General features: G+C 67.8%; 16 protein-coding genes. 11 read left to right on the forward strand and 5 right to left on the reverse strand.

The features are described 5' to 3' along the window. The first annotated feature begins 127 nt into the window (after window positions 1-127). From ABZS69_RS21775 to ABZS69_RS21790, 4 genes are read left to right on the forward strand one after another with little or no spacing between them, the layout of a single operon-like run. Window positions 128-1,672 (forward strand): phenylacetate--CoA ligase family protein, encoded by a 1,545-nt coding sequence (locus ABZS69_RS21775; RefSeq protein WP_355375160.1) that lies wholly within the window; start codon window positions 128-130, stop codon window positions 1,670-1,672. Next, window positions 1,669-2,115 carry a DUF4188 domain-containing protein gene (locus ABZS69_RS21780; RefSeq protein WP_355375163.1) on the forward strand — a complete coding sequence of 149 codons (447 nt, stop codon included), beginning with the start codon at window positions 1,669-1,671 and terminating at the stop codon, window positions 2,113-2,115. The genes ABZS69_RS21775 and ABZS69_RS21780 overlap by 4 nt, the downstream gene beginning before the upstream one ends. Further along, window positions 2,112-3,188, forward strand: a complete 1,077-nt coding sequence (locus tag ABZS69_RS21785; RefSeq protein ID WP_355375166.1) for a hypothetical protein — start codon at window positions 2,112-2,114, stop codon at window positions 3,186-3,188. Before ABZS69_RS21780 ends, ABZS69_RS21785 begins: the two co-directional genes overlap by 4 nt. After that, window positions 3,185-4,105: a hypothetical protein gene (locus ABZS69_RS21790; RefSeq protein WP_355375168.1), complete on the forward strand. Its 921-nt coding sequence runs from the start codon at window positions 3,185-3,187 to the stop codon at window positions 4,103-4,105. Before ABZS69_RS21785 ends, ABZS69_RS21790 begins: the two co-directional genes overlap by 4 nt. A gap of 72 nt (window positions 4,106-4,177) precedes the next feature. Here the strand turns inward: ABZS69_RS21790 and ABZS69_RS21795 are convergent, their stop codons facing one another. Beyond that, a complete protein-coding gene (locus ABZS69_RS21795) occupies window positions 4,178-4,792 on the reverse strand; it encodes a TetR/AcrR family transcriptional regulator (RefSeq protein WP_355375171.1) in 615 nt (204 codons plus the stop codon). Between the two features lie 200 nt (window positions 4,793-4,992). Here ABZS69_RS21795 and ABZS69_RS21800 point away from each other — a divergent pair, with 200 nt between their 5' ends. From ABZS69_RS21800 to ABZS69_RS21810, 3 genes are all read left to right on the forward strand, one after another. Continuing rightward, a complete protein-coding gene (locus tag ABZS69_RS21800; protein WP_355375174.1) occupies window positions 4,993-5,388 on the forward strand; it encodes a hypothetical protein in 396 nt (131 codons plus the stop codon). Window positions 5,389-5,415: 27 nt separating this feature from the next. Beyond that, entirely contained in the window at window positions 5,416-6,444 is a 1,029-nt protein-coding gene (locus ABZS69_RS21805; protein WP_355375177.1) for a patatin-like phospholipase family protein, read from the forward strand. A gap of 422 nt (window positions 6,445-6,866) precedes the next feature. Then, entirely contained in the window at window positions 6,867-7,343 is a 477-nt protein-coding gene (locus ABZS69_RS21810; protein ID WP_355375180.1) for a hypothetical protein, read from the forward strand. A 178-nt stretch (window positions 7,344-7,521) separates the two neighbouring features. On the opposite strand, the gene ABZS69_RS21815 is transcribed toward ABZS69_RS21810, so the two are convergent. After that, complete coding sequence (locus ABZS69_RS21815; protein WP_355375182.1) at window positions 7,522-7,998, reverse strand: HIT family protein; 477 nt, start codon at window positions 7,996-7,998, stop codon at window positions 7,522-7,524. A 210-nt stretch (window positions 7,999-8,208) separates the two neighbouring features. Then, on the reverse strand, window positions 8,209-9,582 hold the full coding sequence (locus ABZS69_RS21820) for an MFS transporter (RefSeq protein ID WP_355375185.1): 1,374 nt from the start codon (window positions 9,580-9,582) through the stop codon (window positions 8,209-8,211). Between the two features lie 919 nt (window positions 9,583-10,501). Between ABZS69_RS21820 and ABZS69_RS21825 the strand changes: the two genes are divergently transcribed. Then, the gene (locus ABZS69_RS21825) at window positions 10,502-11,242 is read left to right on the forward strand and encodes a hypothetical protein (RefSeq protein ID WP_355375188.1); all 741 of its coding nucleotides are present in this window, start codon (window positions 10,502-10,504) and stop codon (window positions 11,240-11,242) included. Window positions 11,243-11,244: 2 nt separating this feature from the next. Here ABZS69_RS21825 and ABZS69_RS21830 read toward each other — a convergent pair whose 3' ends face one another. Together ABZS69_RS21830 and ABZS69_RS21835 are read right to left on the reverse strand one after the other, a co-directional pair. Further along, window positions 11,245-13,281 (reverse strand): tetratricopeptide repeat protein, encoded by a 2,037-nt coding sequence (locus tag ABZS69_RS21830; protein WP_355375191.1) that lies wholly within the window; start codon window positions 13,279-13,281, stop codon window positions 11,245-11,247. A 1,065-nt stretch (window positions 13,282-14,346) separates the two neighbouring features. Beyond that, complete coding sequence (locus ABZS69_RS21835) at window positions 14,347-15,294, reverse strand: hypothetical protein (protein ID WP_355375194.1); 948 nt, start codon at window positions 15,292-15,294, stop codon at window positions 14,347-14,349. A gap of 442 nt (window positions 15,295-15,736) precedes the next feature. Between ABZS69_RS21835 and ABZS69_RS21840 the strand changes: the two genes are divergently transcribed. From ABZS69_RS21840 to ABZS69_RS21850, 3 genes are all read left to right on the forward strand, one after another. After that, entirely contained in the window at window positions 15,737-16,249 is a 513-nt protein-coding gene (locus ABZS69_RS21840; RefSeq protein ID WP_355375197.1) for an NUDIX domain-containing protein, read from the forward strand. A gap of 138 nt (window positions 16,250-16,387) precedes the next feature. Beyond that, window positions 16,388-16,771, forward strand: coding sequence for a hypothetical protein (locus ABZS69_RS21845; RefSeq protein ID WP_355375199.1), 384 nt, complete (start codon window positions 16,388-16,390; stop codon window positions 16,769-16,771). Window positions 16,772-16,985: 214 nt separating this feature from the next. Further along, window positions 16,986-17,252 (forward strand): hypothetical protein, encoded by a 267-nt coding sequence (locus ABZS69_RS21850; protein ID WP_355375202.1) that lies wholly within the window; start codon window positions 16,986-16,988, stop codon window positions 17,250-17,252. The last annotated feature ends 721 nt before the right edge of the window (window positions 17,253-17,973 follow it).

Consider the following 17,973-nt stretch of genomic DNA (forward strand, 5'->3'; position numbering starts at 1 on the left):
TGATGGCACACGATGGGGAAGGATAGGGAAGATTTCCGGCCGACGCCGATCGAGTCGCGAACGGGGATGAAAGCGATGAAAGTGGCTGTAAAGCGATCTTCTATCCGGCCCACTAGTCTCACCGTTCATGACCCGCCTCAGTCCGGCTCTCGGGCCGCTCACCGTCCGCCAGCGCTGGCGCAGGGCCCGGCTCCAGGCCTACTCCTGGTCCCTGACCGGCGCGTACCGGCTGGGCGCGCTGCACCCCGCCATCTGGCGGCTCGTCGCCCGGAGCTACCACCCCGCCTTCGACTGGCTGGCGGCCCGGCACGCCCGGCTGGCCTGCCAGTTCGCCGCCGTGGACGTGCCCGCGTACCGGCACTTCCTGCGGGCGAACGGCGCCGAGCACGCCAGGAGGCTGGCCGACTTCCCCGAGACCGCCAAGCACAACTACGCCGCCGCGTACGACGAGGAGAGCCGCTGCCAGGAGGGGAAGCTGCACCGGCCCGGCGTGATCGTGGACGAGTCGTCGGGGTCCAGCGGCAAGCCGTACAACTGGGTACGCGGGCCGCGCGAGCTCAAGGGCATCTACCGCAACGCGGCCGGATACATCGAGCTGGTCTTCCCCGGCAAGCGGCTGTTCGTCATCAACGCGTACTCGATGGGCGCCTGGGCCACCGGCACCACCACGGGCACCGCCATGGCGCGCGTCGCGATGGTCAAGAACACCGGCCCCGATCTGGAGAAGATCGCCGACACGCTGGAGCACTTCGGGCCCGGCTACGACTACGTGGTGGCCGCGTACCCGCCGTTCCTCAAGCACCTGCGCGACCGCCTGGACGAGAGCGGCTTCCCGTGGCGGGACTACCGCATCCGCGGCATGGTCGGCGGCGAGGGCATGACCGAGGCGCTGCGCGACTACCTGGAGGAGCGCTTCGAGGAGGTCCGCTCCGGCTACGGCGCCAGCGACCTGACGATCGGGATGGGCGCGGAGAGCGGGTTCAGCGTGTGGCTGCGCCGGCGCCTGGCCACCGACCAGCGGCTGCGCGAGCTGTTACTGGGCCCGGGGGAGCAGCGGCTGCCGATGATCTTCCACTACAACCCGCTGGAGACGTTCCTGGAGGTCAACGGCGCGGGCGAGCTGCTGTGCACCATCAACACCAAGAGCTGCCTGCAGCCCAAGCTCCGCTACAACGTCGGCGACGAGGCCAGGCTGCACACCCTCGCCGACGTCAAGCGGGCCCTCGGCGCCGAGGAGTACGAGCGCGCGTGGACCGACGAGCGGATGAACCTGCCGCTGCTGTTCCTGTTCGGCCGCAAGGACTCGACGATCTCCTACATGGGGGCCAACCTGTATCCGCAGGACGTCGAGTACGGCCTCTACCAGGGCAATCCGTACGCCGCCGCGATCAACCGGTTCTGCCTGTCGCTGGAGGAGCTGCCGGGCCTGGAATACCGCCCGGTGATCAACATCGAGCTCCGCGCCCCGGACGCCGCCGACCGCGGCGAGCTCGCGGAGATCTGCCGCAAGGGCGTGGTCGCCCACCTGAGCGCCGTCTCGCGCGACTTCGCCGAGTCGCTCAAGGAGGACCCGACGGCCGCCGACCTGCGCGTCAAGGTCTTCGACCCGGGCGAGGGGCCGTTCGCCGGTCTCACGAAGATGAAGAACGTCTACCTGGTGAAGGACGCATGAGGACCACGGACTTCAGCAAGGCCCCGCCGCAGGGGCGCGCGACGGCGATGTTCGTCGGCGCGACCCGCTACCGGGGGCCGCTGTCGATAGTCACGCTCACCCTGACGTGGTTCCGCATGGTGCGGGACATGAAGCGGATGCGCGGCTACTGCTGGCACAAGGTCTACTGGGAGTTCCCGTTCACGCTGGGGACGCTCGCGTTCTTCGAGGACCGCGACGCGCTGCTGCGCTTCGCCCGCAGCCGCCACCACCGCAGGCTCATGCAGTGGGTGACGGACGGCACCAGGAACGCCACCGGCGGATACATCCGGCTCTACAACGCCGAGCCGGAGGGCTACAGCAACGGGGTCTGGCGCGCGGAGGGCGGGCCGATGGCGCACATCGCGACGTTCACCCCGCTGTCGACGGAGAACGGCGAAGGGCCTCAGGTGAGGCGCGGGTGAGGCTGCATCCCGTCGAGAGCCGCCGCGACCTGCGCGACTTCCTCTCGCTGACCGACCGCGTCTACGCGGGCGAGCCGCGCTTCATCCCGCCGCTGCACGCGCAGGTACGCACATGGCACCGGCAGGGCGTACGGCTGTTCCTGCTCAGGCGGGGCGGGCGGGTGGTCGCGCGGACCACGCTGCACACCGACGCCGCGCTGGACGCCAAGCTGGGCCGGGCCACGCAGCTGTTCGGGTTGACCGAGTTCGCGGAGGAGGGGGCGGAGGAGCTGTTCGACGGCATCCTCGCGGCCGGGCGCGCCGCCGGGAAGGAGGCGGTGTTCGGGCCGGTGTCGCTGCTGCCCAACCAGTCGGGCGGCGTCATCACCTCCGGCTTCGGCGAGCGCGGCTTCATCGACAGCGCCTGGAACCACCCGTACTACCCGGTCGCCTACGAGGCGCACGGGTTCGCCCGTCGCTTCGAGTCCGACACGTGGATCTGCCCGGTGCCGGACGAGCCGGTGTTCGCGTTCGACGACGAGCGGATCGCGGCCGAGGGGCTGCGCGTGCACCGGGGCGACCGGCGGCGCGTGGCGGAGCAGCTGCCGATCCTGCGGGAGATGCTGAACGCCAGTTTCGCGCAGCTCGGCTACTACACGGAGATCTCGGCGGAGCAGCTGGCGGCGCAGACGGACGGGCTGGCGTACCTGCTGGACGAGTCGCTGCTGCTGTATCTGACCAAGGGGGAGCGGCCGGTCGCGTTTGTGCTGTGCCTCCCCGACATTTCCCGATTTATCGTGAAAATTCGTGGAAACCTGCACTTTCTGAACCAGCTCCGCCTGCTGGCCACCCGATCCCGCTACCGCAGCGAGGCCGTGCTCATCATCAAGGGCACGGTCCCCGGCGAGCAGGGCCACGGTTACATGCGGCTGCTGTCCCGGGAGGTGCACGAAGGGCTGCGCCGGGGCGGCTACCGGGCGCTGCGCAGCACGTACGTGGAGCGCACGAACCCCGGCTCCGCCGCCCAGTACACGGCGATGGGCGGCCGCCCGCTGCACGGCTACACCTTCTACGAGAAGGGCCTGACGTCGTGAAGGACCGGCTGCGGCCACTGGAGCCGGACTTCTGGCGCGCCCCCAGCGCCCACAACACCCAGCCCTGGACCCTCACCTACACGGCGGACGGGGCCGAGGTCGGCTGGGACCCGTCGCGCGCCCTGCCCATCAGCGACCCCACGGGCCGCGACCTGCGCCTGAGCCTGGGCGCGTTCGTGGAGTGCTGCCTGATCGTCTGCGCCGACGCGGGCCTGCCGGTCGGCTTCCGCCCCGATCCGGGGCCGCTGCGGGTGGGCGTCCTGTACGCCGCCGCGCAGCCGTACCGGACGCCCTTCACGACGGCGGACGTGCGGGCGCGCGGGGCCAACCGCGGCGAGTACCACCCGGGACGCCTGCCGGACCCCATGGTCGCGGAGCTGACCGGGATGCGGCGGCTGGCCTGCCGCGACCTCGCGGACCTGCTGCACGCGGCCGACCTGCACCAGTTCGGCGACCGGGAGGTGACGCGGGAGCTGCGCGCCTGGCTGCGCCTCACCCGCCGCCACCGCCGCTACCTGATGGACGGCCTCACCGACCGCGCCCTGACCCTCAGCCGGGCGGAGGCGATCGGCCTGCGCGCGTCCCTGGCCCTCTACCCGGCCCTGCGTCACCTGGGCCTGCCGAGGGTGCTGGCCGGGGCCTCGCGGGACCTGCTGGACTACGACGGGGACGTGCTGGTGCTGGTGGGGCGGGTCGAGGATGAGCTGGAGATGGGACGCGTGCTGATGCGGCACTGGCTCACCCTGTCCGCCCACGGGTACGCCACGCACCCGCTGAGCCAGATCATCGACTGCGAGCCGACCAGAAACACCCTGGCGGACCGGCTGAACGTCCCGGACCCCCGCACCCTCCTCCACATAGCCAGAGTCGGCCGCCCAAGATCCCCCACCACCCCCTCCTCCCGCCTACGAACCTGACCACCCCGCCCGTCGAGCCCCCGGCCGTCGGACTCTGGGGGCTCGGGCTCCGGCAGCCGAGGCCACGCGCGCTCACCTCCCAGGCTCGGCTCCCGCCCTGCCTGCCAGGTGGTTGCGGATGGCGGTTCTGGCTCGCTCATAGGCGTTCGGGTCGTCGTGCAGCAAGGAAGTGGCGTTGGCGTTCTCCATGAAGGAGATCAGCTCGAAGGCGAGCTGGTCGGCGTCCGTGTCGTCCGCGAGCTCGCCGAGCTGGCGGGCATCGTCGACGGTACGCGCCACGAAGCGGGTCCAGTCGAGGCCGGCCGCGGCGACGGCGTCCCGTACCCGGCCCGGTCGGGCATCGAACTCCGCGGCGACGGTGAAGAAGAAGCAGCCGCCAGGGAAGACCCGCCGCTGCGAGTAGCTCAACCAGCTCTCGCACAGCCGTCGCAACCTCCCCAGGCCCGGCGGCACGGCCAACGCGGGCTGGACGACCTCGTCGAGGTACACGCTCATCGCGGTGCGGATCGTGGCGAGCTGAAGCTCCTCCTTGGAACCGAAGTAGCCGAACAGGCCGCTCTTGCTCACGCCGAGATCCGTGGCCAGCCGGCCGATCGACAACCCTTCCAGCCCGTCCCGCGAAGCGAGGTCCGCCGCCCGGCGCAGGATCACGTTGCGTGCCCGGTCGTCCCGTGGCCGTCCCGCCATCTCCACCCCTCCGCGTACGAACGTTCGGCCCAGGATAGCGGCTTGACGTCGCCTTCGGTACGTCCCTATTCTCGGCACGAACGTTCGTACAAAGAAAGGTTGACGATGACCGCTCTCCCAGCCGTGGCCCTCCGGGACCCCGGACCGGCGCGCGTCGGACGTCGCCGGGAAAGCGACCTCTCCCGGCCGTGGGCGGCGCCATGCTGAGATCCCGCTGGACTCCTGGATCGGCGGCCGGCGCCACCGGCTCGGTGCTGGTCAGCGTCACGGACTTCCGGAGCAGCCGGCTGCACGACCTGCCGGGCGTCTACCGCGCCGGGCTCACCCTGCGCCGGGCTTGGCCCGACCTGCCCGGCGCCGTCGGCATGTGGCTGTGGACGGAGCCGCTGCGTGGCAGGTGCGGCTCGGTGTCGATCTGGCAGGATGAACAGGCCCTGCGCGAGTTCGTCGCCTGGCCGGACCACGTCGCCATCGTGCGGCGCTACCGCGGGCGCGGACGGCTCAGGTCCACCACGTGGACGACCACCCAACCCGACCCCGGCATCTGGGCCCAGGCCCGCGCCTACCTGTCCGGCGACGAAACTCGGGCATCGTGACCAGCGACACCACACGAGGCAGGACAAATGCTCGAACACGAAGTGCTGCGGGTCATAACCGACCGGCTCCGTCACGGTAGCCGTCCCGGCGCTCGCCAGGACGGCCACCGGGTGGCACTGGCCATCGAGGGCGGCGGCATGCGCGGCACGGTCTCCGCCGGCATGGCCCTGGCCCTGCACGAGGCCGGAGTGGCGCACGCCTTCGACGCGATCTACGGGGCATCGGCAGGGGCCATCACCGGCGCGTGGCTGCTCAGCGGGACTCCCGAACAACTGACCGGCTGGGCCGAACCCGTCTACGCGAGAGCGATGATCCGCCCCTCCAACCTCCTGCGCGGCCGCCCGATCGTCGATGTGCGGAACCTCGTCGAGTACCTGTACTGCGAGGTGACCCGCATGAACTTCGACGCCGTCCTGACCAACCCCATCGAGTACCACCCGCTGGCCACCGACGTACAGACCGGGCAATCCACGGATCTGCGCCCGCACCTGACCGGCCCCGCCGAACTGCGGCTGGCCCTGCGGGCCAGTGCCGCACTGCCGTTCCTCGCCGGGCCGCCGGTCGAACTGGCCGGGCGGCTCTTCTACGACGCGGGGCTCGCCGAGTCCATCCCCTACCGCACCGCCCTGGCACAGGGCGCCAGCCACGTCCTCGTACTGCGGTCCCGTCCCGCAACTCCGACCGCGATCGCAACACCGTCCGCCGCCGGCCAGGCCGCGCGACCGTCCTACGGGGCGCGCCTGATCGCCGCGACCGTCCTACGGGACTATCCGGAGGCACTGCACCGAAGCTTCTACACGCGCGACCACCGCCTGCTGGACGACGACGTGCTGCTCGCGCAGTACGACCAACCCGTCCCCCCGACGACCCGCCCACCCACGAACGGCCAGGCCCGGCCCGACCCGGCGGTCCTGTCCGTGCGCCCCGCACCTGACGCCCCGCAAGTCGGTCGCCTCACCCGCAACGGCAAACCCCTCAAAGCCGCGCTCGAAGCCGGCCGCGCAGCCATCGACCGCCTCCTGCAACCACTCACCCACCCGACCACCGCACCATAGCCACGACCCCCGCCAACGACCCCCGCCAACGACCCCCGCCACGACCGTGGCCGCCGGGCTGGGCTGCGCGAGCTGCCCAGGAGCGTCCCCGGCCGGGGACCAGGACCCGGACCTGGCCCATCAGCAGCTCTGCGATGGGCCCTGATTCGCTCCAGGTCATCATCCAGCGAGGCGTCCGGCTCCTCGCGCCGGATGGGCCCGGCGAGGTATCGAATCTCCACCAGCACCCTCGCCGCGAGGATAGCGGCCGCCCTTCGATCGGCGATCTCCGTGGCGCCACCCCGAATGAGGCCGAGGTCGCTGCACGGTCAAGACACGGTAGACGGTGGCGCGACCGATGGAGAACACCTCTGAGGAGTGGCACCCCCGTGTGGCGTCACCGACCTCGCCGGGCCGGCGTCGGTATCCGGCATGATGAGGCGGTGGCAGATCTGCTGTGGGAAGAGGTCAAGGACCTCTTCGATCCCGAAGTGAACGGCGTACTGCCGGACGTGTGCGTCCCGAACACCTCGATCGAGGACTGGCAAGCGGTGTTCGACCTCGTACGCTCAAAGGGCTGGCGATACGAATACTGCGTCGATGGGGTCCCTCTCCGGCTGCCGAGCGCCGAGCTGATGCTGGCCCTCCGTGATGAGGCCAGTCCCCGGCTGAACGTCTGGCCGCACCCTGACGTGCTGGCGATCTTCCGCTCGTACGCGGAAGAAACCGTCGACTTCGACGTCGACCTCCGGCAACTGCAGGGCCAGGAGCGCTTGGACGTGCTGTGCGGTTTCCTGCGGGCGATCGGCCGCTGCCTGCGCAAACCCGTGGTGATGACCTCAGAAGGAGGATCGGAAGATCCTCTACTCGGCCTCGACGTCGCGACCGGCCGCGTGGCACTGATGACCGAGCTGCGATGACTACGCTTCACCCCGCCCGCCTGACGAACACGGGCTCGGGGCGCCGGCCTTGATGGCGCGCCCGCCCTGCGCGGGGCGAGCACGGTCTGAAGTCGTCGTAGCGCCTCCGGCGAGCGGGGCGGACAGCTCGCCGGGCTCGATCTGTCCGGTGTTCTCCAACACGGCGATCGAGTACTACCTAGCCGGGATGGCTCTGCCGTACATCGGACAGCGCCTGACTGAGCTTCGTGGAGATCACGTCCATCTCATCGGAGGTCAAGACGTTGGGATGGTCGCCGCCCATGAGCCCGAACACCCGAGGGCCGCGAAGGTCGGCGCCCAGATCCGAGGCCCGCGGGACGATGTGGAAGTGGACGTGGCTGAAGCCCTCCATCTCGGCGAACTGCATCACGTAGGTCTTCTCGCACCCGGTGACGTCCCGCAGTGCCCGGGAGAGCAGTACCTGCCACGAGCCGAGGTCACGCATCTCTGCATCCGTCAGATCAGCGATGGAACCGATATGACGGCGCGGGACCAGCACCAACCACCCGGGTAGGGCGGTGTTGAAGGCGTGGGCGACCCTCCAGCGATCGTCCGCGGCGATCATCTCTCGGGGCGGCAGGTCGGGAAACCGGGCTTCGTTCTGGCAGGTGTAGCACTCCGAGATGATCGTCACAGTAGGGATGCTATGACGCCAGAGCCTGTTCCAGAGGAACCCGTCGAGCTCGAACCGCCGCCGCCCAGGAGCACCAGCAGGAGGAGCCCGCGCAACAGCACGCCGCCGCCCCCTGCTACCACAGCGGCCCCGCTGATCCGACGCTCATGGGGCGGACGCGGTAATGGCGACGCTCATACGTCGTTGTCCACGCGGTGTCGGTCGGCGAACTCAGACAGTGCGAACGCAGGCGCACTGGCCTGCCGCGAGTGTGCCCTCCGCAGCCTCTGCGGCTTCCCGCACGGCGGCTTCGGTCCTGGCGGAAGCAACCACCGCTCCGGCGGGGTCTTCGGCCTCGGCCTTCCTGATGCGTGGCTGGACCGCAACCGCCGTACGCCCTCCGACCTCGGCCTTCTCGTCGCGCGGCCAGACCGCCAGCGCCGTGACAGCTCCGATTACCGCCAGGCCCGCCAGCACGGTCCAGGTGGTCGTGAAGCCCGCTTGCGTGGCGACCCATCCGGCGATGGGATAGGCGACCAGCCAGGCCAGGTGGGACAGCGAGAACTGGGCGGCGAAGACCTCGGGAATTCCGGCGGGATCGACCGCCCGGCGAAGTACCCGTCCGGTCGGCGTGACGATCAGCGCCATCCCGCCGCCGATCGCCACCCAGATCACCCCGGTCGGCAGTGATGCGGCGACGTTCGCCGCGGACATCGTGACCGCCGCGCCGACCGCGAACACCAGCACGGCGGCACCGATCAGCATCACGAACCGGTCCGCCACCCGGTCCAGGACGCGCGGGAGGACGAGGGCCACCAGCAGCGTCCCCGTTCCGGACGCGGCGAGCACCCAGGCCACGTCGGATTGGGCGCCGCCGAGAACGTCGCGGACGTAGTTCACGGTGTTGACGACCACGATGGAGCCGACGGCGGCGACCACGAGGTTCAGTGCCATGACGCCGCGCAGACTCGGGGTGGCCGCGAAAGTACGGATCCCCGCCATGGCCCGGTCCCAGGCGTTCGTGTGCGAGCTGGGGCGCGCGTTGGGGATGCGCGTGGACAGGACCAGCAGCGCGGACACGGCGAACCCGACGGAGGTGCCGATGAACAGCAGGTTGAACGACATGAAGGTGAGCGCCACAGCCGCGAGCACGGGGCTCAACAGGCTCTCCATGGTGTAGGCCACCTGCGATGCGGACAGGGCGCGGGTGTAGTCGGCCTCCTTGGTCACGATGTCGGGGATGACCGCCTGAAACGTCGGGGTGAATGCCGCTGACGCGGTCTGGAGAGCCCCGATCAGGACGTAGATGTGCCACACCTCGGTGACGAACGGCAGCGCGATCACCACCAGAGCGCGCACCACGTCGAGGATCGTGAGAAACCAACGCCTCGGCAGCCGATCGACGTACGCGGCCGCGAGCGGTGCGACGACCACGTACGCGACCATCTTGATCGTCAGCGCGGTGGCGAGCACCGCACCGGCACGCGGACCTGCGAGCTCGTACGCGAGCAGCCCCAGCGCGACGGTAGCCAAACCGGTACCGAACAACGCGATGACTTGAGCGCTGAACAGCCGCCGGTAGTCGCGAATCGCGAACAATCCCATGTCCGTCTCCTCCCGGGCAACCGCAGTCACCATCAAGCACCGACCACATACCCCCTAGGGGTACTCATGTCTGGAGTGTTCTATACCGGCTGGGGGTATATGTCAACCTACGAATTCGAGCTCGGCAAGCTCGACGACGGCACCCATTTCAAGGGCACCGCCACCTACTCGTTCACCACTCCCGGGTAGCGGAGCGCACCCCAGCCAGCTCGTCAGCCGTTGCCCCGAAGGGCCTTGAGGACCAGGGGGCGGGACATCGCGCCGCGGACGCGCTCGGCGAGTTCGTTGGCGCTGGCGCCGGTCTTTGCCTGCTCGGCCCGCAGTGTGACGCCGAGCAGGGCGCGAAAACCCGGCCGGGAGCTCGATGGCCCTGATCGCGTTCAGCTTGCGGATCTCCGTCAGCATCGAGTCCACGTTCACATTGCCCGGCATCGCCTTGATCAAGGACAGGACCGCAGCGCCGAGCCGAGCGTGCCGCAGGGAGTGATCTTCCCGTCCGTAGTCAGCCCAACTGCACTGCGGTGGCCGCCGCGTACAGAATCGCTTCCTGACGCGGCAGGCTCCTCACTGCGTGATCGCTCAGGTGTCACCACTGAAAACGAGCTACACCCAAAAGCTGTTGCGCTTATAAGTTGACCCGGTGAACGGGCTCGCGTTGCTCGGCGCCGTGGGCATTGCGATAGCCGCCGACCGCAGGTTGAGGAACTCCGGGAACAGGTCGCGGCGTTGATGGAGATGATGGCCAATGAACATCCGCTACCAGGCAGGATTCGTAATCGCAAGAGTCCCGGTAGAGGGTCTACACCCTTCCTGGAAAGGCACTGCACCCTTCGGCCAATCCCAGCAGCCGGAAGTCCTGTGAAAGGTAGGCTCCTGCGTTGGTGACGGCACATGGAGCTGAGTACCCGAGAGGACGGCGATGACAGGACAGCGGTTCGAATTGCTCCCTCAGGTCGGCACAGCGGAGGTCACCCTCGTCATCGCTGCTTTCGCGATCCTGGTGGCAGTGCTCGGCGTGGTGTACGTCGGTCGGACCCAGGCTCGGCGGCTCCAAGAGGAATCCGGCCACGCGGAGCATGTGTTCGCACGCATCCACCGTGATCCGGACGATGAGGAGATCCGACTGTCCGCCCGGCGCAAGGCCCGGATCGACGCGGACCCGGAGATCGTGCAGACCGAGGGGATGGCCGCAATCTCACGGACCGCGCTGCAGGAAGCGGAGATCTACCTCCAGCACCACCGGATCGCGCTCAAGCATCACGCCGCCTACCAGCAGGCGTCGCTGTGGTCAGGCCTGCTGGGATTCTCGGTCGTACTCCTCGGTGGGGCGCTCACCTACTTCGTTCGACTCGACGTCGGCGCGGTGACGGCGCTGGCCGGTGTCATCCCGGTCGCCGCAGGACGGCTGCTGTTCCGCCAGGCGAACATCGTCGGTGGCCGTGCGGCGGAGAACCTGCGTGGACTCGAGGACAGTGTGCGGCGGTTCAACGCGGTTCAGGGGGCGCTGGCGGCGACCGCCGAAATCGGCGACCGTCAGACCCGCAACCGCATGTACGAGGTGATCGGCATGCACATGCTCTTCCCGACCGACGAGCTGGAGACGTTGCTGCACAATCCGGTGAAGGCGGTCGAGAACGGCAAGAAGAAAGGGGAAAACTGACGCTACCTCCCACGCACTCCCCGAAGGCGCTGCTCGGCGATAGCGCGGTTCTTCGGGTCGATGGCGCGGTGGTCCCGCGAGTACTTGAACATCTTCGCAGCTTCGGCGAACTGCCCGCGTTCCTCCAGCACGCCGCCGATGTTGAGCGCCGCGCGTGGGATCACCGAGGGAAGCAGGGTGAACTCGCTGTCGCGTAGCGCGTAGACGTCCCGGTACCTCGCCAGCGCCGCCTCGACGTCACGCCGTTCGTGCGCGATGGTGCCCAGCCAGAACATCGCCTGCGCGCGGATGTCCAAGATATGCGACGTGGTGGCGGCGGCAAGCGCACTCTCGGCGCCGCTCAGATCCTTCGTGTCGAACAGCAGGATTCGGCCGAGAGAAAACCCGCATATGGCGGCGCAGTCACTACCCGGCACCAACTCGAGGCAACGGCGGTACGCCACGATGGCACCCTGTTGGTCTCCGAGCGCTTCGCGGCACATCCCGAGCAGCGGGTACAGCTGCACGGTCTCGGTCGTCTCGCCGGAGTCGAGTATCTGCGTGTAGATTTTCTCCGCCTCGGCGTACTCCTTCCTCTCGTAATGCGCTGCCGCCTTGTCCTTCTGCGCTTCGAAGCGGCGCCAGAGCTCGGCCTCGTCGAGCTTGAGCGTCTGCCCCTCCACCTTCTGCAACGCTTCTTGCAGCTTGATGCGGGTGTCATCGTCGTCGTCGATTTGGATGATGGTGTCGCGCCAGGAACTCGACTCGCGCTTCGCCTTGCCCCACGGCCACTGGAAGCGAGGCGTCAGCCTCTTCCCCACGACCGCCCCGGTCTTGTCGATGTGCTTGTCGAGGTCATCCTTGATCTCGTTGAGCAACATCTCGAACGCCTCCACCCAGGTGTGGGCGGTGAAGTTGCTGTGCTCCGACAAGTGCGCGTAAAGCGCCTGGAACCTCTCTTTGTTGGAGGGGTGGGTCGAGTGCTCGGTTGCTTTCTTCTCGGCCATTCGAGCACGACGCCTGGTGAGCGCGTCCCGCTTGGTGACGTCGATACCGTGGCGGGCCAGCCGCTCCTCGATCGCGTCGAGAAACTCGAAGTACAGCAGTGCCACACACGGGGCGGCATGGGAGATGTCCTGTTTCAGCTCCGGCGCGCCGTCGGGGGACAGGTTGTCCAGCATTGCCAGGCTCGGCTCAAGGTTCTTCCCGCCGGTGAACGCGCCGATCACCGCGTCCTGGCCCCAGGTGTCGGCCTCGAACTCCATCGCCCTGGAGCGTTCGAGAAGGTAGAACTTCGAGTCGCGGCCGACGGAACGGAGCTCGTCGGCGTGGTTCAGCACCGCGTGTCCGTACTCGTGGCACAGCACGAAGGCCGACATGGTCCTGGTCAGCGGCATCTCCAGTAACCTCGTGATCATGGGGATCTCCACGAGGACCTTGGACCTCGGCTTGCCCACGCCGAGGAACTCAAGTGCCGTGTCCACCGCCTGGACCCGCAACGCCGACCGGGTCTTCTCATCCTCGACGAAGCGACTCGCGCCCCCGTTCATCGAGCCCATGCGCAGCAGTGGGAAAATGCTCCTGTTCATCTTGAACAGATAGCCGGCGAGACCCTGGTGGAACACGATCGCCGGCATCTCGGAGTCCTTGAACCTGATGCACTCCGCGTTGGGCTCGTAGGTCTGCAGGATGCCGACGGGGATCTTCGCCAAGGGGCTGCGCCATTGCGGCGGGGTCAGCCCGAGCGCAGCCTCCTTGAGGTTGGCGGCGAGGTTGGCGGTCTCCGCGCCCAGCCCCGCCAACCTCTGCCGGGTCTTCTTGACGTCGGCTTTCGATGCCCTTTTCAGCTTGTTCTCGGCGTTGCGCGGTGCGGGTGGCTCGTCGAACGTCGAGGTCGACTTCTTGATCGCCACGAAGTCGACCTTGCGCACGATCTCGCCACACGTTGGACAGGAACGGCCGCGTAGCTCGTCGGCGACGTTCAACGTCGCCCTCGTGTCGGCCAGCGGCCCGGCCCAGACGATGTGCTGGCATTCCACGCGTCGGGCAAAGACCTGCATAAGTCACGCTCCTCCAAGGAGTAAGTTCCGCCCTCAAGGCCAGTGCGGCCACTGTGTGGCGTGATCTTGCCTGGTATGTCACCCGAAAGACGATCACCACGTGATCAGCTCGGGGGCGTGCCTGTCACATGGCCAGCCTGACTTAGCCCGCACGCGTACTCCCGCAAACCGCTCCGCCCTGCCGGCTTTGACGACCGGCGGCGTCGCGGCCTCACATTGGAACCGATGGTGCTCATCCTGCGCAACCAGCCATGCACCGCACGCTATACCAGCGGTCCGGGACCGCTCCCCGGCTCGGCGCTTGCCTTAAGAAGAGCTACACCCTTCCGGGAAAGCGTCTCTGTCCGCCTGGCCGCACACGTCTGGGGTGCTGCCACCTGGTCCTTCGAGTTCGCGGTCAGAGCCTCCTGGATGGTGTCGAGGTATTGAATGAGATCCTCCCCAGTGGCTGATCTCGCGTGACCATCTTCTCGCCCTGCCCTCTCGAAGAAGGACGCAAGTGAACCGCAGCAGCAAGGCGTTTGGCTTGTTGATCATCGGATGGATCATCCTTGGCTTCGCCTTCCTCGGAGGCGTAACGGCGGACGCTGCTCCGCTCGTAATCGCGATAGTAGGGGTGGGGCTGGGTTCCTTCTCACCGCGATCCATGACAGTGGTTCGCGCTGACCGGCTCTGTTCTGCGAGTCGGACACGCCGGTGGAACGTCTGCGGGGACTGCTGGGGGACATCAGCATGATCAGGCGTAAGAAGCGGAGCAAGTAATGGTCGCCGGGGGCTTGGTGCAGGCGCAAACCCCCGTACCTGACCAGTGGCAGGTACACGCCGGAGATGGCGACCGCCTGCTGCTTCCACCTGGAGGTCGTCGTCATAAAGTGCGTCGCACGGGCCGATCGCCCGAAGGCGGCTGGGGGATGTGCCGGACCGACCCGGGCTACGCGTACGGCGTGGGCCAGCCGAGAGCCCGTTCAACTCCGCGGCTGGCTGGAGGTCCATTCCGGCTCTGTTCCAGTGACCTCCCTCATGCGCGATACCCTGCCCACGACCTTGATGGCCGCCAGCACCTGCTCAGAAGAATCTGTCGGCAATGAGCTGAAACAGCGTTCCCAAGGCGGCGCCTATGACGAGATATGCGATCTGCCCTTTACGGCCACGGCGGTCGATCTCGCGCAGCAGAGGCTCCGCGCGCGTGGCCACCAGGCGGTCCACGGCATCGGCCTCTGCCCGTTTCTCGGCGGCATAGCGGTGATTTTCGTCAGCCTCCCGCGCCAGCTGCTGCGCCACCATTGTGCGGGCCTGCACCTCGCTCTGCAGCAGGGCGAACTCCTCTGCCGACTCTGAAAGCCGCCGGGCAACCACGCCAAGACGATGCTCAAGTTCATCCGCCGGTAGCAACTGGACGGCTTCCCAGCGCCTCCTTATCTGAGCACGCACCAGTGACATCGACCCGAGCCCGAGGACCAAGGGGACAGCCCCGAGATTCAGACTCCCCAAGAACATGCCGTCGTCCAAGAACAGGTTGAGGATCGCAAGGATCGCAGAAATTGAGCTGGCGAGAACCACGTCCGCGTGTATCAAAGCTGCGTAGGTCCATCGTTGCCATCCTGTGTCCAGGGTATTCAGAGGGGTGTCGTGGGCGACCGATGGCAGGGTGGAGCAGATTGCCGCCGAGAGCGTCCAGATGAAGGCCAGGGCGGTATCTTTGCCGACAGCGTCAGGGATGAAGAGAACGATCGCCAGCAGCACGGCAATGATCATGGGGCCGAAGGCGATGAGGATCCTGCGTAAGCTCACGATCTGTTCATCCGGAGCAGAGACTGTCGCGTTTCGCCGCAATCGTTGGCGGACCAGGGCGCAACGACGCTGAGCTGTGCCGCCCTTGAGGCTCTCGAACTGCCGGATCCCCGCATGCTTGCGCAATGCCCTGCCCATGACCTTGATGGCCGCCGCGCGGTAGCCGGTGCGGAACGGGGTCAGGGTGTGCCGGATGTGGCTGGAGGCCATCCGCGTCAGCACGTGCGAGTCATGAACCACACGGGGTAGGCCCGGAAGTTGGCAGGAAGGAAGTCCAGGAGATACGCCATGGCGTGTGGTCCAGTTGGGATCATCAGCGGGCAGCGGCGCCTGGTCGGGCCGGGCCAGCGGGTGGCTCTGCCATGACGGCCTGGCCAGCGGGTGCCGCTTCGGTGGTGCGCTGCTGATCCTCGACAGTCCGGTAGCCGACGCCGGAGAGGAACTCCACCTGGTACAGGAAGGCCCTGCCTCGCGGGGCAGCCTTCCCGAGGGCCGGTTGTCCCTCTACCCAAGTCACATGCGTCCTGCCGCCCGTTGGGGTATGTAGACCTCTTGGGCAGGTAGCCGGCGCTGTCAGGCGGGATCTTGACCACTGGTGGATCGAGCGTGGCACACCCACCATGTTGAGGAGGCGGCTTCACGTCGGTGCCGAGATCATGGCCCTGTGACCGAACTCGTGGAACGCGTCGACGATCAGGACCGCGTGCTGGGCGTCGTGGCCCGGGATGATGCGGTTCGTTGTGGCTGGCTGCACCGCATCGCCACCACTGTCTGCCGTGATGAGCTGGGAAGATTCCTGGTGTACCGGCGGGCTGAGGGACTGTCCAGATATCCCGGCTATTACGAGGTGGCCTTCGGCGGGGCGGTCGATGTCGGGGAGTCCTACCAGGCGGCGGCCGCGCGCGAACTCGCGGAGGAGTTAGGTGTCGACGTCCCGGTGCGTGAGGTGGTCACGTTCCTGTGCCGGGGCGAGATCGGCTCGTACTGGCTCGGGGTGTACGAGGCGGTCATCGTCGGCGACGTCTCGCCCGATCCCAAGGCGGTGAGCTGGGTGGGCTGGCTGACGAGCGCCGAGCTGAGCGAAGTCGTGGGGCGGCACCGGTTCATTCCAGATGGGCAGGAGGCGCTCCGCCGATACCTCCAAGCACGTGCGGCTTCGCCTGGCTCAGTCCAATAGCGGAGGTTCGGAAGCCTGTCTGGCGGGTGAAACCGGCGCCGGCCGAAGAGCCGCATGCTCGGACGGCCGATCCGCCAGGCTCTTGATGATCTTCTGGCCGGCGTGATGGGACAGGCTGGCCGCCGTGCCGAGTGGTGAGTGTCGTCCGGGTCGTGCCAGGCGCTGATCCTGCGGATCAACCCGTCACGCTTCTGGCGGCCGCCCTCGGACATGGCCGCGACGATCGCCAGCCGCGACCGCATCTGGGCGGCGAGCCGGCACCCTGACCCGTTGAGTCCGTTCCTGCACGTCGCGTACGTACACCACGCCGCCCGTCGTCGAGGGCGGGATGCGAGCCGACAGCCGGACCGCGGCTTCGGCCAGACCGGCGTCGGGAGTGTCCGCGTTCACCGGCTCGGCGATCTCTTCCGTGGACATCATCGCGGGGTCGACGGCCTACACCAGCGGCACGTCCTGGATCGCGGGCGGCAGGTGGGTCGCCTCGTCGGCGGCGGCGTCAGCTCCGGCGCGGTGGCCCTGTGACTGTCCGGTGGCACGAACCCGGACGCTATCTGCATCGTGTAGGGCTGGAGGCTGGCCAGTAGTTCCCACAGTGCCTCACCGGCCACCAATGGGCAGTGGATCTGCCGTGATGGCCCAGAGGGTCCGTGCAACGGTCTGCCTGTCATCGAAACCGGCTTTGACCTCGCAAGTCGTCCTTCTTCCAGCCTTTGAGCAATGTGAGATGATCGTGATCATGAAGCTGATCGGTGTGGTGCGGAAAAGAATCATCACTGCCGGGAACTGGTATGGCAGGCGGATAGTCGCTCGTCCCATCGCCGCGCTGATGATCATTGGGGTGATCGCCGCGGTTTGCTTATTTCTTCTCGGAGTCGCGATCTCCTTAGCTACGGGAGAACAGCCCATCCCCTGGTGGCGATATGTCAGGACCGGCGTGATCGAAGTGCTTGTCTGGTTGGGTGTGGCGCTATTCGTGCGTAGCCGGCTCAGGAAAGACACCTAACGGTTGTGTCGGCTCACGTTCGCGCGCCTGTGAGAGGTGTCGCGATCTGTGGGTGAGGACGGGCTCGATGGTGCCTTTGCGTGGTCTTGGACGGCGTAACGGCTCCATGCGCGGCCGATCTCGTTGAGGAGCGCGGACAAGTGGTCGGGTGGCAGAGCTGGCCCGCGCGCGGTCTGGAAACGTTCTCCCCGGAGCTTGCCCTCAAACCGCAGCGTGAGCAGTCGAAAGTTTGGGAGAGGCTGGCGCAGGTGGTGCAGATCGCGGCACCATCGCCGGGACGGAGTCCGGGAAGAGCATGGTCATGGTCGCATTCTGGGCAGGTGCTCCGGGTGCGGATCGCGCGGTTCATGGAGATCCGGCCGATGTGTCCGTCCGGCTAGCTACCGGCCTTGTGTCGGCGACGGACCGCAACGCTCGCTATCTGCAGTTGCCAAGGGACGCGCCCACCCGGAGACGCGCCGCCGGCGGAAACGGCCTATGTGCGGTGGCCGCGACGTGGGCGCTCTCCCATGAACGCGTCAGCTCCGTCAAGCCGCTGGTCGTGCGCTTGCTCAACCTGCTGGCTTGCTACGCCCCCCGGCAGCCTGCCCCGCACCATCCTCAGCGGCCTGAACGAGGCCGACGACTTGGCCGTGGACGGCGCCCCGGGCTCCTGCAGCCTCATCGCGCTGACCAGCAGCCCCAACGACAGGACAGTGGCGGGCCGGAGGACCTGATCGGC

Source organism: Nonomuraea sp. NPDC005650, assembly GCF_040605375.1.
In the GTDB taxonomy this organism is placed as follows: domain Bacteria; phylum Actinomycetota; class Actinomycetes; order Streptosporangiales; family Streptosporangiaceae; genus Nonomuraea.

Excerpts from the sequence above, each read along its gene's own strand:
- ABZS69_RS21830 (WP_355375191.1), bottom strand. The coding sequence starts at position 13,281 with ATGCAGGTCTTTGCCCGACGCGTGGAATGCCAGCACATCGTCTGGGCC.
- ABZS69_RS21780 (WP_355375163.1), top strand. The coding sequence starts at position 1,669 with ATGAGGACCACGGACTTCAGCAAGGCCCCGCCGCAGGGGCGCGCGACG.
- ABZS69_RS21850 (WP_355375202.1), top strand. The coding sequence starts at position 16,986 with ATGAAGCTGATCGGTGTGGTGCGGAAAAGAATCATCACTGCCGGGAAC.
- ABZS69_RS21775 (WP_355375160.1), top strand. The coding sequence starts at position 128 with ATGACCCGCCTCAGTCCGGCTCTCGGGCCGCTCACCGTCCGCCAGCGC.
- ABZS69_RS21820 (WP_355375185.1), bottom strand. The coding sequence starts at position 9,582 with ATGGGATTGTTCGCGATTCGCGACTACCGGCGGCTGTTCAGCGCTCAA.
- ABZS69_RS21800 (WP_355375174.1), top strand. The coding sequence starts at position 4,993 with ATGCTGAGATCCCGCTGGACTCCTGGATCGGCGGCCGGCGCCACCGGC.
- ABZS69_RS21805 (WP_355375177.1), top strand. The coding sequence starts at position 5,416 with ATGCTCGAACACGAAGTGCTGCGGGTCATAACCGACCGGCTCCGTCAC.
- ABZS69_RS21825 (WP_355375188.1), top strand. The coding sequence starts at position 10,502 with ATGACAGGACAGCGGTTCGAATTGCTCCCTCAGGTCGGCACAGCGGAG.
- ABZS69_RS21795 (WP_355375171.1), bottom strand. The coding sequence starts at position 4,792 with ATGGCGGGACGGCCACGGGACGACCGGGCACGCAACGTGATCCTGCGC.